Source organism: Psychromonas sp. KJ10-2 (assembly GCF_047323255.1).
Taxonomy (GTDB): Bacteria; Pseudomonadota; Gammaproteobacteria; order Enterobacterales; family Psychromonadaceae; genus Psychromonas.
Genome location: NZ_CP178827.1, coordinates 3,429,248 through 3,443,214 on the forward strand (window position 1 = coordinate 3,429,248; position 13,967 = coordinate 3,443,214).

The window sequence follows — 13,967 nt, forward strand, 5'->3', positions numbered from 1 at the left end:
TGTTTTAAATAGTGTTTAAACAACAGTTCGGACGCGAGATGGAGCAGCTTGGTAGCTCGTCGGGCTCATAACCCGAAGGTCGTTGGTTCAAATCCAGCTCTCGCAACCACTTTCTACAAGGTAGTTTATGATTAGCTTGTTAAGGTGAATAAAGTAATTTTTTACTTTTTTACTTTATTACTACATTCGATATTGCAGTGCTCAATAGCAATATCTTGTTTGATTTAATCAAACAAAAAGAATGAAGCTCCAATTTATTGGGGCTTTTTTGTTATTTGCGTATTTGATTTTTTAAATTGGTACGCTTTCTAACAACTTATGTTTATGAAAAATAAACATAAGTTGTTAATTAAATAGGGCTATATGCCCTTTTTTGTTTCTGAAAGGGGATAGATTTGGCAAGTTTAGAAGAGCGTCTAACGGAAATGTTAGCGCCAAGTGTGGAAGATCTTGGCTACGAATTGGTTGGTATTGAATATGTTCGTGCGGGTAAGCACTCAACATTACGTATTTATATTGACCAAGAAGAAGGTATTTTAGTTGATGACTGTGCTGCGGTAAGTCGTCAAGTAAGTGCGATTATGGATGTTGAAGATCCAATCACCAATGAATACACATTAGAAGTATCGTCTCCAGGTATGGAAAGACCCTTATTTAATGCTGCACAATATGCTGCATTTATAGGTGAAGAAGTGAAAATCCAATTGCGTATGCCGATTCAAAATCGCCGCAGATGGAAAGGTGTTATTAGTAGTGTAGATGGAGAAATTGTTTCCATCTCAGTTGAGGGTAAAGAAGAGCGCTTCGCGCTGAGTAATATCCAGAAAGCGAATATAGTTCCAAAATTTGATTAATTAAGGCGTTAAAAATGAATAATAAAGAAATTTTATTGGTTGTTGAAGCGGTTTCAAATGAAAAAGGCTTACCGAGAGAAGCAATTTTTGAAGCATTAGAAAGTGCATTGTCTATCGCAACTAAAAAGAAATACGAATTAGAAATTGAAGTACGTGTTGATATTGATCGTGAAACGGGACATTTTGATACATACCGTCGCTGGTTAGTGCTTGCGACTGATGCTGAAATGGAAAACCCAGCAAAAGAGATGACTTTTGAAGCTGCACAATACGATAACCCTGAGATTCAAGTAGGTGAGTTCATTGAAGATCAGATTGATTCAGTGACATTTGACCGTATTACAACACAAACGGCAAAGCAAGTTATCGTACAAAAAGTACGTGAAGCTGAGCGTGCACAAGTTGTTGCACAATATGCAGAGAAAGAAGGCGAGTTAATCACTGGTGTGGTTAAACGTATGACTCGCGATAGTATTTTATTAGACCTTGGTAACAATGCTGAAGCGGTTATCTTCCGTGATGAAATGTTACCACGTGAAAACTTCCGTCCAGGTGATCGTCTACGTGGTTTATTATTCAAGGTAAGCCCTGAAGCACGTGGTGCGCAATTATTCATGACGCGTACTCAACCTGAAGTGTTAGTTGAATTATTCCGTTTAGAAGTACCAGAAATCGCTGAAGAGATGATTGACCTGATGGGCGCTGCTCGTGATCCAGGTTCTCGTGCTAAAATAGCGGTTAAAACAAACGACCAACGTATTGACCCAATCGGTGCATGTGTTGGTATGCGTGGTGCACGTGTTCAAGCTGTATCAAATGAGCTTGGCGGTGAGCGTGTTGATATTATCCAATGGGATGAGAATCCAGCACAATTTGCAATTAATGCAATGGCACCAGCTGAAGTAGCTTCAATCGTTGTTGATGAAGATACACATAGCATGGATATCGCAGTAGAAGAAGATAACCTAGCACAAGCTATTGGCCGTAACGGTCAAAACATTCGTTTAGCATCACAACTAACTGGTTGGGTATTAAATGTAATGACAGTAGCTGAACTGCAATCTAAGCACCAAGCTGAAACTGATAATGTTATTTCATTGTTTACGTCTGCATTAGAAATTGATGATGACTTTGCTGGTGTATTGGTTGAGGAAGGCTTTAGCTCTCTAGAAGAGATTGCTTACGTTCCTGCTGAGGAGCTACTCGCTATCGACGGTCTTGATGAAGAGATGGTTGAAGAAATACGTACTCGTGCGAAAGATGTATTAGCAACAAAAGCGCTTGCTGAAGAAGAAAGCCTTGAAGGTGCAAAACCAGCTGATGATCTATTAGCACTTGAAGGCTTAGAAGCTCACCTTGCATTTGTTATGGCAAGTAAAGGTGTAGTTACGTTAGAAGACTTAGCAGAACAAGCTGTTGATGATCTACTAGAGATTGATGAAAAACTAGATGCAGATAAAGCAGCAGAGCTAATTATGGCTGCTCGTAACATCTGTTGGTTTAGTGAAGATGCATAATAGCGTCAGTATGGAGAAATAAATAATGTCAGAAATTCTATTAAAAGACCTCGCAAAAGACTTAAATAAATCTGAAGATGCGTTAGTTCAGCAGTTTGCGGCTGCCGGTATTACTAAGAAAGCTAGCGACACAGTAAGCGTTGAAGAAAAAGAAAAATTAACAAGTCACCTACAAAAACAACATGGTGGTGAGCAAAAACAAAAAATGACTTTACAACGTAAAACAAAAACAACGTTAAACGTAAAAGGTCAATCAAACGCAGTAAACGTTGAAGTACGTAAAAAACGTACTTTCGTTAAGCGTACTGATGAAGAGATTCAAGCTGAAAAAGCGGCAGAGCAAGCAATCAAAGCAGAAGCTGAAGCAAAAATCCAAGCAGAATTAGATGCGAAGAAAGAGCAAGCTGAAAAAGTACTAGCTGAGAAATTAGCAGCTAAGAAAGAAGCGGAAGAAAAAGCGAAAGCAGCAGCTGCAGCAAACAAGCAAAAACAAGCGACTTCTAAATCAACTAAAACAGATGAGCAACTTCAATTAGAAAAAGAAGCGGCTGACCTACAGAAAAAAGCTGAAGCTGAAGCGCTAGCTAAAGTTGAAAAAGAAGCGGCATTACAAGCTGAAAACGCTAAAAAACTAGCTGAAGAAAATGCAGCGCGTTGGGCAAAAGAAGAAGCTGACCGTAAAGCAGCTGAAGGTGCTGATTACCACGTAACAACTTCTTCAGAAGCTCGTGCAGCAGAAGATTCTGTTGATGCAAAAGCGGAAGGTCCAACTCACCGTAAAAAGAAAAAGAAAGCAGTTGCAGATAAGCCACTTGAAACACCTTACTCTCGTCGCAACGGTCGTAACAACCGTCGTGGTAAGAAAGGGGCAACAGCAACTCCTTCTGCACTTCAACAAGCATTTGAAAAACCAGCTGCTAAAGTTGAGCGTGACGTTAAAATTGGTGAAACAATTTCAGTTGCAGAGCTAGCAAGTAAAATGGCTGTAAAAGCAACGGAAGTGATTAAGGTTATGATGAAGATGGGTGCAATGGCAACTATCAACCAAGTAATCGACCAAGAAACTGCTTCTATTGTTGCAGAAGAAATGGGCCATAAAGTAATCCTAACCAAAGAAAATGAGTTAGAAGAGTCTGTAATGGCTGAAGCGCAACAAGGTGGTGCTAAAACATCTCGTGCTCCTGTTGTTACTATCATGGGTCACGTTGACCACGGTAAAACATCATTACTTGATTACATTCGTCGTGCAAAAGTTGCTGACGGTGAAGCCGGCGGTATTACACAGCATATCGGTGCTTACCATGTAGACACAGATAAAGGCATGATCTCGTTCTTAGATACTCCTGGACACGCGGCGTTTACGTCAATGCGTTCACGTGGTGCTAAAGCAACGGACATCGTAATCCTAGTAGTTGCAGCAGATGATGGTGTTATGCCACAAACTGTTGAAGCGATTCAACATGCTAAAGCTGCTGGTGTACCATTAATGGTTGCAGTGAACAAAATCGATAAAGAAGGTGTTGATTTTGACCGTGTTAAAACGGAACTTTCACAACACGACGTTATTTCAGAAGAATGGGGCGGTGAAAACATCTTCTCATACGTTTCTGCAAAAGTAGGTACTGGTGTTGATGACTTACTAGACAGCATCTTACTACAAGCTGAAATGTTAGATTTAGAAGCGGTTTCTACAGGTCCTGCATCAGGTGTGGTTATTGAATCTCGTCTTGATAAAGGTCGTGGTCCAGTTGCTTCTATCTTGGTACAACAAGGTGAACTTAAACAAGGCGATATCGTATTATGTGGCCTTGAATACGGACGTGTTCGTGCAATGCGTGATGAAAACGGTAAGCCAATTGAGTCTGCTGGTCCATCTATCCCTGTTGAAGTACTTGGTTTATCAGGTGTTCCACAAGCGGGTGATGAAGCGACAGTTGTTAAAGATGAGAAGAAAGCACGTGAAGTTGCATTATACCGTCAAGGTAAATTCCGTGATATCAAACTAGCTCGTCAACAGAAAGCGAAACTTGAAAACATGTTCTCTAACATGGAAGCGGGTGAAGTATCTGAACTTAATGTTGTACTTAAGTCTGACGTTCAAGGTTCACTTGAAGCGATTTGTGAGTCACTAAACAAACTATCTACAGATGAAGTTAAAGTAAATATCATCGGTCGTGGTGTTGGTGGTATTACCGAAACTGACGCATCTCTTGCTTCAGCGTCTGGCGCAATCGTAATCGGCTTTAACGTACGTGCTGATGCATCTGCACGTAAATTAATTGATAACGAAGCAGTTGAATTACGTTACTACAGCATCATCTATGATCTAATTGATGAAGTACGCTCTGCAATGAGTGGTTTATTAGCACCTGAGTTCAAACAAGAAATCACAGGTATTGCTGATGTACGTGAAGTATTTAAATCACCTAAGATTGGTGCAATCGCTGGTTGTATGGTGACGGAAGGTACTATCAAACGTAACAACCCAATTCGTGTACTACGTGAAAACGTGGTTATCTACGAAGGTGTACTTGAGTCACTACGTCGCTTTAAAGATGACGCAAACGAAGTTCGTAACGGTGTTGAGTGTGGTATCGGTGTTAAGAACTACAACGATGTACGCGTAGGCGACCAAATCGAAGTATTTGAAACTATTGAAGTTAAACGTACTCTTTAGTTTTAATATCTGAATATTGATGACGAATGGGGGCTTTTGCCTCCATTCTTATTTAAACAGCACTTAAAAGGGTGCTGATTAGGAGTTACAAATGGCAAAAGAATATAGCCGTACTTCTCGAGTTTCTCAGCAAGTACAAAAAGAACTTGCACGAATTCTACAACAAGAAGTAAAAGATCCACGTATTGGCATGGTGACTATCTCTGGTGTAGATATCACTCGTGACCTAGCTTACGCAACGGTATTTGTTACCTTTTTAACAATTGGTGACCAAACAAACGAAGAATCATTAAAAGGCTTAAATGCTGCTTCTGGTTACATTCGTCGTTTACTAGGTAAAGCAATGCGTTTACGTATTGTGCCGGAAATCCGTTTTACCTTTGATGAAACATTAACTGAAGGTCTACGTATCTCTGAGCTAGTAAGTGGCGCAGTGAAAAACGATAAAGTGAAATTAAAAGAAGCGGGTCGTGAAGACGAGCAAGAAGAGGAAGCACAGTAATGGCAAAACGTGGAAAGGGTCGCCCGATTAATGGCATCGTTTTATTAGATAAACCTACGGACATCAGTTCCAATCATGCATTACAACGTGTTAAACGTATCTTCTTTGCACAAAAAGCAGGACATACTGGCGCATTAGATCCACTTGCGACTGGTATGTTGCCTGTTTGTTTAGGGGAAGCGACTAAGTTTTCACAGTTTTTATTAGATTCTGATAAACGTTACACGGTGACGGCAACATTAGGTGTAAGAACCGATACCAGTGATTCACAGGGGGATGTTGTCTGTGAAAAGCCTGTTGCAGTGACACAAGAGCAACTTGATCAAGCCTTGGATACATTCCGTGGCGAGATTAAACAAGTGCCTTCTATGTACTCAGCCTTGAAATTTGAAGGTAAGCCTCTATATAAGTATGCACGTGAAGGGATCACCATTGATCGTCCGGCTCGTCCAATTACGGTTTATGAGATCAATCAATTGCGCTTTGAAGGCAATGAAGTTGACCTCGATATCCATGTAAGTAAAGGCACTTATATTCGTACTATTGTCGATGATTTAGGGGAGTTATTAGGCTGTGGTGCACACGTTTCTATGTTACGTCGTACACAAGTTGCTGATTACCCATACCAACGTATGGTCACTATTGAAGAGCTTGAAGCATTAATTGTAAAAGCGAAAACGGAAGATATCAGCGCATACGATCTGTTAGACCCGCTATTATTAGAGATGGATACGGCTGTCAAAAATTACCCGGAAGTAAATATTTCTGATGAAATGGGCGCCTACGTATTACATGGCCAACCTGTACAAGTGTTTGGTGCACCAGACAATACGATTGTTAGAATCACAGTAGGTGATCAAAAAACCTTTATTGGTGTTGGACAAATGAATGATGATGGTTTAATTGCGCCAAAACGCTTAGCTAACTTAGATCTCTCTTAATTGTATTTCTAGTGAATGGGTATCAATATGACTAAAATAGACTTTTCTCAAATTAATAAAACGGCCGCTGACTCTTTTAACCAGCAACGTAACGTTATTAAGCGTATTGCAAAAGGCCAGACGGTACTTTGTGAAACCTGTGATAAACCATTAACCTTAAGTGTGCTTAGCGAAGGTGAAAGTGGCGTACAATGTAGTAAAGGTTGTACCCAGATTAATTTAGAACTCGAACAGTAAAAGTTCAGGTAGAGGTAATATTTAATGAGCTCAGAACTATATTTTATTTACGACTCTCATTGTCCATGGAGTTATGCAGCAACCCCATTAGTAGTTGCACTGGAAAATGCATTTCCTGATATGGAAATAAATGTATGGCACTGTGCGCATTATGACAGTGGTAATAGTGTTGGATTTAATACGCTTAAATCTGTAGAGCAAGAGAGTGATGTTATTTTTCTCAGGACTATGTTCGTTTTGTAGATAGCCCTAAAAACAGTATTATCAGTGCCAATTTATTAACCTGGATTGCTGCTAAGCAACCAGAGAAATTATTGCCTGTATTACAAGCCTTACAACATGCACATTTTGTTGAAGGTAACTCTTTAGGTAAAAAAATTGATTTTACCGAATTAGCCGAAACGCTAAAACTGTCGATACCTAATAAGGTGTTTAAAGAAGAGTTAAGTAAAGATGCCATGTTTGTTCAATCAGACATTAGCGAATTACAAGGCTTTATGGGGACCGCTTCTTTCCCTGCTTTATTGTTGGTACACAATGATAATGCCGTACTGTTAAATCATGCTCAATATTTGAGTAACCCACAAAGCATTGTGGCCGATGTAGAGAAACAGCTACAAGGTTAGTCCTTACCACTCTGCGACTATTAAAGGGAATGTGCTAAAACACATTCCCTTTTTTGTTAACCGTTACTTATTGCACTTCTTAATACCTAAACGCATACTGTATTTTTATCAACAGTTTCAATGAGAATATAAAATGGCTGATAGTTTCCTGCTTTTTGATATCGAACAAAAAGATCTGCTTGCTGATGATGTGTTGCCCTATTTTGAAGAAAGTATTTTGCCTCGAGCATGGGAAGATCAAGCCTTAACTTTTGCTGAAGGTTCACGTGTTTATGCTTATCTTAACGATCAGCAAGTGCCAGCAGTGATGGAAGCAGCCATTGCAGGAGGCTGGCATCTGGCTATTTTACCTCACCCTGGTGCTTTATATGCTAAACGTGGATTTTGTGCTCAAAGTAGCCTTAAAAAAGCGATTCAAGATGCTGAAAAAAGCGAAGCAAAACAAGTTGATATCGTTCGCTGTAATGATCAAATTCTGTTATCTTCACTGGTGTTAGGGGAAAGCTTTAATCTGATTCCTACCGCTAAAAGCTTAGGTTTTATAGATAGAGTCAAACTAGGCTGGCATAACATCACTAAAATCCGTCAAGCTTGTCCTAAAAAGATGACCTTTATCACTGCCAATGAAACGACAGTAACCACTGCTGCCTTAGGCGTGGTGATTGCTGGGCATGTGCATGACTCTTGGTTATCAAAACATATTTTACCTAATAGCCATATTAACGATGGTATGTGTCATGCCATGATTATTGCTCCTCGGAGTGTGATGGAATTATTGCGTTTCTTTATCATGACCTCAGTCATTAAATATTATTCTTTACCGAATTTTTTAGGGTTAATCAAAACCACCGCGTTGACTATTACCAATGGCGATAAGTTTGAATATTCAATGGATGGCCAAACGCATGACGCTGACACGCTAGCCATTGAAACTCAGCCAGAGCAATTAGCATTACTAGTAGGTGAGTCATTACCGATAATCGATGCTTCAAGTGCCAAAAAAGAGCAGGTTAAAACCACGCGTTTACCATCAGGTGGGGCAGTCTCTGAAATCGCTTCTAAACCATTGGCGTTTATTGCTCATGCGGCAACCGATGAATTTAAAGATTTATATCAACTATTAAGAGACAACGCGACGGCGTCTTCTGCTTTCTTAACCTTGATGGCGTTATCAACCTTATTAGCGAGTGTTGGGCTATTTGCCAGCTCCGCTCCCGTCATTATTGGCGCGATGATTTTAGCGCCGTTAATGGGGCCGATTATCTCATTATCCATGGCCATGGCGCGACAAGATCCTTCGCTATTAACGGCCAGTGCAAGAACCTTAGGCATTGGTATATTGGTGTCGTTAGGGTTTTCTTCAGCAGCTAGTTTTATTATTCCTATGGAGATCACGACACCAGAAATAGCAGCGCGATTAAGCCCAAGTCTATTAGATTTAGGCGTCGCGGTTATTTCCGGTATTGCAGGTGCGTATGCACATGCCCGAGTAGATGCAGCTAAGAGTTTAGCGGGAGTAGCAATTGCCGTAGCCTTAGTGCCTCCTCTATCGGTAACAGGGATTGGTATTGGTTGGATGGATTCACACGTAGCTTGGGGCGCTTTGTTATTGTTTCTTACCAACTTGGCTGGAATTGTATTTGCAGCAGCGTTAACTTTCTTAGCACTGGGTTTTGCCCCTTTACTCGCGCTAAAAAAGGCTTGATGATCGCCTTTATTGGCGTGGCGTTAGTGTCTATTCCTTTGGTGTTTAGTTTCTTACGTTTATCGCAAGAGGCTAAAATAATGCAACAGCTGGAAGGTAAAGAAATAGGGCAAGTCGTACTTCGTGAAGTGTATGCTCGCGCACTTGAGCCTACTGAAATATCATTAAAAATTGTTACGCCAGAGACTTTAAACAGTGAAAAACTGGATAAAATTAAAAGCAGCATCGAATCGCAGTTACAACAAAAAGTAGTGATGGAAGCACAAGTGGTTATTCGTAGAGAATAGAAGTGAGTGATTACTCACTTTGTTGGGCTAATGGTAGTTAATTAAAAGGACAATGAAACATGTTAAACTGTTCTTTTATTTACGTTTTATGAATGGATTTATAACGGTTTTTTATGTTTACGCTTCGCCCTTATCAACAAGATGCTGTCAATGCGACCTTGCATTACTTTCGGCGCTTTAGTTCGCCAGCTGTGTTGGCTTTATCTACCGGTGCAGGTAAGAGCCTGATTATTGCAGAGCTTGCAAGAATAGCCAAAGGACGTGTGTTAGTACTTGCTCACGTTAAAGAGTTAGTAGAACAAAACCATGCTAAATATGAAAGTTATGGGGTCGAAGCTTCTATCTTTTCAGCAGGTCTTGGGCGTAAAGAAACCTCGCAGCAAGTGGTCTTTGCATCGGTCCAGTCGATTGTAAATAACCTAGATTTATTTGATGATGCGTTCTCATTATTAGTCATTGATGAATGCCATCGAGTGCCTATGCAGGGTGACTCAAGCTATCAAAAAGTGATTAAACACTTACAAGCCATCAACCCAAACTTAAAGGTGTTAGGGTTAACTGCTACTCCCTATCGATTAGGTTTAGGCTGGATTTATCAATACCATACACGTGGCCAAGTCCGTAGCGAAGCCCCGCGTTTCTTTCGTGATTGTATCTTTGATTTACCTATTCGCTTTTTATTAGATGAAAAGTTTTTAACTGAACCGAAAGTGATGGACATGGCGGTATTAAGCTATGACTTCTCACAAATCTCCCCAGCTAATACGGGCTCTTATAAAGAAGCTGATTTAAACAAAGTGATTGAGAAGTCGGGTCGAGCCACACCTGAAATTATTAAATCAGTGATCGAACATGCAGCAGATCGCCAAGGGGTCATGATTTTTGCATCAACAGTGAAACATGCTGAAGAGATCATGGGCTATTTATCAGAGCAAAGTGCCGCTTTGATTATTGGCGATACCGCCAGTAAAGATCGTGATCAAATAATCCAAGACTTTAAACTTAAAAAGATTAAGTACTTAGTCAATGTCTCTGTGTTAACAACAGGGTTTGATGCGCCACATGTCGACCTCATTGCGATTTTACGACCTACTGAATCAATTAGTTTATATCAACAAATTGTCGGGCGAGGATTGCGCTTATCGGAAGGTAAAACAGATTGTTTGGTGATGGAGTTTGCCGGAAACTGTTATGACCTATACCAGCCAGAAGTAGGGCAAGAAAAGCCAGAGAGTGGTAGTGAGATTGTGACTATTCCTTGCCCAGCTTGTCAGTTTAATAATAACTTTTGGGGAAAAGTGGATCCAGCAGGTTTTGTTATTGAGCATTATGGGCGAAAATGCCAAGGCTACTCTTTAAAAATAACCGAAGATGAGCAAGGTAATAAGTTTGAGGAGCGCGTGCATTGTGACTATCGATTTCGAGCTAAATTTTGTGACCAATGTGGTTTAGATAATGATATTGCAGCACGAGTGTGCGGACACTGTGAGGCGGTACTAGTTGATCCAGACAAAAAACTACGTGAAGCATTAAAATTAAAAGATGCCATGATTATTCGTTGTGATGAAATGCAGTTAGAAGGCACTAAAAATAAACATGGTAAAAACCAATTAAAGGTAACCTACCATGGTGGGCAGGGGCAAATAAGTGAGTTTTGGCAATTAACCACCGCAAAGCAAAAAGCGATGTTTTTGCAGCGCTTTATTCAGCCACACTTAATTGATCGTTTTCGTCCTTTTACCGATTCTTCGGTAACCAAAGTGATTCAAAATGAACATAGATTGCAAGCCCCCGAGATTGTTATTGCTCATAAAGTTGGACGATTTTGGCAGGTAAGGGATAAATTGTTCAATATAGAACAGTTTCCTAAAGCCGTTGAAATATTAGAACAAATAGAATCCTAAAAAAGCATAGGTTTGATCTTTAAGGCACTCGTGTACATATTGAACTTAAAGCATATTGAAATTGAAACATATTAAATAAGGTTAATATTATGAATAAGTTACTTTATATCCTGATCGCGATAGCTGTTATTATCGTTATTGCATTTTTTGTCATGGGCATGATCTCGAAAAAAGGGCAAGCGTTAGGGCTAAAAGAGGGGCGTTTACAAGCTTGCATGAGTACTGATAACTGTGTGGTCAGTGAAGTGATTGATAACCAAGCTGCGACTATTGAGCCCTTATCTTTTAGCGAGCCCAAACCAGTCTTTATAGATAGGCTCACAACGGCCATTAACTCCATGGGCGGCAGAAGTCGTAACATCTGATTCATCGTATATCGCTAGTACTTTTACATCGGGAGTGTTTGGTTTTGTGGATGATGTAGAGTTCAGAGTAACTGATGATCAACAATTGCACTTCAGGTCTTCTTCGCGTGTAGGGCGTAAAGACTTTGGTGCAAATAAAAAACGTATTGAGCAACTTAAGGCGTTATTAGCTGACCAATAAGAACAAAAGGAATTATCTTGGATAAAAATATTGAACAACTATTAACCTTAGTGGCAGAGACAAACGATCAGCTCACAGAGAAATACTCAAACTTATCAAGTACAGTTGGGTTATTAGAGCAAAGTTTACAAGCGTCAAATGCCGTGACCATTAATAATATTAAACGCAACGTAAAGTTGATGTTTATTATCTTGGATGCACACCCTGACGTTGTTGGAGTAGGCACAGGAGAAGCAGGTACCGAAGCCTTTACCTTTATTGACCAATATCAGCTATCGGCAATCACTACTGAATTAGTCATGCAACTAGCTGAAAAATATATTGTTTAATAGTATTGGCTACATCATCTATTGAGCATTTTCATTGGAGAAACACATGAGTAAAAAGATATCGACTTTATCAATGATAGGTGCAGCCTTACTAACGGCCGTGCTAAGCCATCCTTTAGTCCATGCTGAGTCTGAGCATCAACCGGGCCCTGGTCCTGGTCATCCTCCTTCGCCAGCTGATACCGCTGAAAATGCAGCCATCCAAGCTCGCTTAGGAGATACAAGCACACTGATGGGGACCATTGCCATTCCAGAGTCGGTAGATACCTGTGGAGATGAGCCAGGAGTGCCACGTTTACTGTGTTTAATTGAAATATTAAAATCAAGTGTCTCTGATGAAGTATTAGCATTAATGCAATTAGACTACTCTGTTGCTGAAGCCAAAAAGTGGAGCAATCTTCCAGCGGGTGCATTTCCTTCTCGTCCTGGTGTCTTTTTAGGCGAACTAAAAGTTGAGCAACGTGGTGTGGTTAAAGCCATTCTAATGGAAGCCGCAGGACTGAAAGAAAATGAAGGCTTTGATGAATTGCTACAAACCCTTAATGCAGATGATTATATTGGTACAGTCAGTGATGATTATAAAGCCGGTTATTCATCATTCAACGCTAAAATAGCTTTCTTAGGGACACCGTCTCAAACGGGTCTTTGGGAGCTTTATTATGGTGGACATCATTTAGCTTTCTCGAATACATACCAAGAGGGTGAATTGATTGGCGCGACGCCTTCATTTAGAGGAATAGAACCTTTTCATGCCTTTGAAATGAATGGACGAACTAATATCCCAATGCTCCAAGAGAGATACTTTTGCTGCGTTGCTTAATGCTTTAACGCCAGAACAATTAAAACAGGCTGAACTAGAAGGGACTTATCGCGATATTTTAGCTGGTCCGCAGGCCGATGATGCTATTCCAGAAGAGCAAGAAGGATTAAGTGTTAATCAACTCACTAACACGCAAAAAGTATTGCTACTGAAAGCGATTGCCACCTATGTTGAAGATATCAATGCCATCGACGCTAAGAAATATATGGATAAATACCGTGAAGAACTCGACGATACGGTGATTGGCTATTCTGGTACAACTGATTTAAACAGTGAAGATGATTATGTACGTGTTGATGGGCCTTCGTTGTGGATTGAGTTCTCCCTACAATCTAATAAATCAACCAACGAAAAAGGCAATCATCCGCACTCAGTATGGCGTGACAAAACCGATGATTACGGCGGCCAAACGGAGTGATGCTTAACACATTAATGCTTGTACAGGATAAGTTAAACACAACAATACAAGTGAGTTTGCTCGTATTGTTGTGTTTACTCAGTGCACCAGCAGTACAGGCTCATTCACTTCCAGGGAGCGTGTTAACCTTATCAGAAGCGCAGAATGATACGTTAACCATAGCCATTAGTTTCCCTTTGGAAGATCTTATTATCGCAGCACCTGAACTTGAAGGGTTAATGGAACTTGAGGATGAGCAAAAGCTACCAGAGAAATCATTAAAGCAATTGAATACCTACTTGCAAGCGCATATGTTTATCTTAAGTGGAACGAAACAGTTAACGCTACTCCCTCAACAAGCTGAAATAGATGTGGTTTACCATGAACATCTTGGGTATTTTCGCTCTTTGGTTGTCGATTTGACGGCAAAATTGCAACAAAATAGTTCGTTTCCATTGCGCTTAAGTTACGATGTCATTATGCATGAAGTCCGAAATCACAGAGCAACGGTTTACTGGCAAGAAGCGGATAATAGCTTAACTACATTATCTAACTTTGGGTTCAAGGAGTTGCAGGGAAACCAGTTCTTCATCATTTAAATCGCTAACGAATTGAGCTAACTAGT

The 13,967-nt window shown here is 40.2% G+C and carries 17 protein-coding genes and 1 tRNA gene; all 18 read left to right on the forward strand.

Features of this window, described 5'->3' with window-relative positions:
- Positions 1-32 precede the first annotated feature (32 nt).
- The 18 genes from ACLKL2_RS16810 (at position 33) to ACLKL2_RS16895 (ending at position 13,941) form a co-directional block, all read left to right on the forward strand.
- Positions 33-109 (forward strand) — tRNA-Met (locus ACLKL2_RS16810).
- Between the two features lie 286 nt (positions 110-395).
- Complete coding sequence (rimP, locus tag ACLKL2_RS16815) at positions 396-854, forward strand: ribosome maturation factor RimP (RefSeq protein ID WP_113818235.1); 459 nt, start codon at positions 396-398, stop codon at positions 852-854.
- 14 nt (positions 855-868) lie between these two features.
- Entirely contained in the window at positions 869-2,371 is a 1,503-nt protein-coding gene (gene nusA / locus ACLKL2_RS16820; protein WP_113818236.1) for a transcription termination factor NusA, read from the forward strand.
- A 25-nt stretch (positions 2,372-2,396) separates the two neighbouring features.
- Positions 2,397-5,048, forward strand: a complete 2,652-nt coding sequence (gene infB / locus ACLKL2_RS16825; protein WP_113818237.1) for a translation initiation factor IF-2 — start codon at positions 2,397-2,399, stop codon at positions 5,046-5,048.
- Positions 5,049-5,139: 91 nt separating this feature from the next.
- Positions 5,140-5,550, forward strand: a complete 411-nt coding sequence (rbfA, locus tag ACLKL2_RS16830) for a 30S ribosome-binding factor RbfA (protein ID WP_333383613.1) — start codon at positions 5,140-5,142, stop codon at positions 5,548-5,550.
- Positions 5,550-6,491 (forward strand): tRNA pseudouridine(55) synthase TruB, encoded by a 942-nt coding sequence (truB, locus tag ACLKL2_RS16835; RefSeq protein WP_413692540.1) that lies wholly within the window; start codon positions 5,550-5,552, stop codon positions 6,489-6,491. The genes rbfA and truB overlap by 1 nt, the downstream gene beginning before the upstream one ends.
- 27 nt (positions 6,492-6,518) lie before the next feature.
- Entirely contained in the window at positions 6,519-6,728 is a 210-nt protein-coding gene (locus ACLKL2_RS16840) for a hypothetical protein (protein ID WP_113818240.1), read from the forward strand.
- 24 nt (positions 6,729-6,752) lie between these two features.
- Positions 6,753-6,971 carry a hypothetical protein gene (locus tag ACLKL2_RS16845; RefSeq protein ID WP_413692541.1) on the forward strand — a complete coding sequence of 73 codons (219 nt, stop codon included), beginning with the start codon at positions 6,753-6,755 and terminating at the stop codon, positions 6,969-6,971.
- Between the two features lie 71 nt (positions 6,972-7,042).
- Positions 7,043-7,354, forward strand: a complete 312-nt coding sequence (locus tag ACLKL2_RS16850) for a hypothetical protein (protein WP_413692542.1) — start codon at positions 7,043-7,045, stop codon at positions 7,352-7,354.
- 133 nt (positions 7,355-7,487) lie between these two features.
- Positions 7,488-9,059 carry a TIGR00341 family protein gene (locus ACLKL2_RS16855; RefSeq protein ID WP_413692543.1) on the forward strand — a complete coding sequence of 524 codons (1,572 nt, stop codon included), beginning with the start codon at positions 7,488-7,490 and terminating at the stop codon, positions 9,057-9,059.
- Positions 9,059-9,346, forward strand: a complete 288-nt coding sequence (locus ACLKL2_RS16860) for a hypothetical protein (RefSeq protein WP_413692544.1) — start codon at positions 9,059-9,061, stop codon at positions 9,344-9,346. The genes ACLKL2_RS16855 and ACLKL2_RS16860 overlap by 1 nt, the downstream gene beginning before the upstream one ends.
- Before the next feature lie 113 nt (positions 9,347-9,459).
- Positions 9,460-11,250 (forward strand): DEAD/DEAH box helicase family protein, encoded by a 1,791-nt coding sequence (locus ACLKL2_RS16865; protein WP_413692545.1) that lies wholly within the window; start codon positions 9,460-9,462, stop codon positions 11,248-11,250.
- 89 nt (positions 11,251-11,339) lie between these two features.
- The gene (locus ACLKL2_RS16870; protein WP_413692546.1) at positions 11,340-11,615 is read left to right on the forward strand and encodes a hypothetical protein; all 276 of its coding nucleotides are present in this window, start codon (positions 11,340-11,342) and stop codon (positions 11,613-11,615) included.
- A gap of 34 nt (positions 11,616-11,649) precedes the next feature.
- Positions 11,650-11,796 (forward strand): DUF1499 domain-containing protein, encoded by a 147-nt coding sequence (locus ACLKL2_RS16875; RefSeq protein WP_413692547.1) that lies wholly within the window; start codon positions 11,650-11,652, stop codon positions 11,794-11,796.
- A gap of 17 nt (positions 11,797-11,813) precedes the next feature.
- Positions 11,814-12,125, forward strand: a complete 312-nt coding sequence (locus tag ACLKL2_RS16880; protein WP_413692548.1) for a hypothetical protein — start codon at positions 11,814-11,816, stop codon at positions 12,123-12,125.
- Positions 12,126-12,171: 46 nt separating this feature from the next.
- Positions 12,172-12,945, forward strand: coding sequence for a DUF3500 domain-containing protein (locus ACLKL2_RS16885; RefSeq protein ID WP_413692549.1), 774 nt, complete (start codon positions 12,172-12,174; stop codon positions 12,943-12,945).
- Complete coding sequence (locus ACLKL2_RS16890; RefSeq protein ID WP_413692550.1) at positions 12,938-13,363, forward strand: DUF3500 domain-containing protein; 426 nt, start codon at positions 12,938-12,940, stop codon at positions 13,361-13,363. Before ACLKL2_RS16885 ends, ACLKL2_RS16890 begins: the two co-directional genes overlap by 8 nt.
- On the forward strand, positions 13,363-13,941 hold the full coding sequence (locus tag ACLKL2_RS16895) for a hypothetical protein (RefSeq protein WP_413692551.1): 579 nt from the start codon (positions 13,363-13,365) through the stop codon (positions 13,939-13,941). Before ACLKL2_RS16890 ends, ACLKL2_RS16895 begins: the two co-directional genes overlap by 1 nt.
- Positions 13,942-13,967 lie beyond the last annotated feature (26 nt).

Bases quoted from the DNA above. Each gene is read 5' to 3' on its own strand.
- infB (WP_113818237.1), top strand. From the start codon at position 2,397: ATGTCAGAAATTCTATTAAAAGACCTCGCAAAAGACTTAAATAAATCT.
- ACLKL2_RS16865 (WP_413692545.1), top strand. From the start codon at position 9,460: ATGTTTACGCTTCGCCCTTATCAACAAGATGCTGTCAATGCGACCTTG.
- ACLKL2_RS16840 (WP_113818240.1), top strand. From the start codon at position 6,519: ATGACTAAAATAGACTTTTCTCAAATTAATAAAACGGCCGCTGACTCT.
- ACLKL2_RS16895 (WP_413692551.1), top strand. From the start codon at position 13,363: ATGCTTAACACATTAATGCTTGTACAGGATAAGTTAAACACAACAATA.
- ACLKL2_RS16885 (WP_413692549.1), top strand. From the start codon at position 12,172: ATGAGTAAAAAGATATCGACTTTATCAATGATAGGTGCAGCCTTACTA.
- ACLKL2_RS16860 (WP_413692544.1), top strand. From the start codon at position 9,059: ATGATCGCCTTTATTGGCGTGGCGTTAGTGTCTATTCCTTTGGTGTTT.
- nusA (WP_113818236.1), top strand. From the start codon at position 869: ATGAATAATAAAGAAATTTTATTGGTTGTTGAAGCGGTTTCAAATGAA.
- rbfA (WP_333383613.1), top strand. From the start codon at position 5,140: ATGGCAAAAGAATATAGCCGTACTTCTCGAGTTTCTCAGCAAGTACAA.
- ACLKL2_RS16855 (WP_413692543.1), top strand. From the start codon at position 7,488: ATGGCTGATAGTTTCCTGCTTTTTGATATCGAACAAAAAGATCTGCTT.
- truB (WP_413692540.1), top strand. From the start codon at position 5,550: ATGGCAAAACGTGGAAAGGGTCGCCCGATTAATGGCATCGTTTTATTA.
- ACLKL2_RS16845 (WP_413692541.1), top strand. From the start codon at position 6,753: ATGAGCTCAGAACTATATTTTATTTACGACTCTCATTGTCCATGGAGT.
- ACLKL2_RS16870 (WP_413692546.1), top strand. From the start codon at position 11,340: ATGAATAAGTTACTTTATATCCTGATCGCGATAGCTGTTATTATCGTT.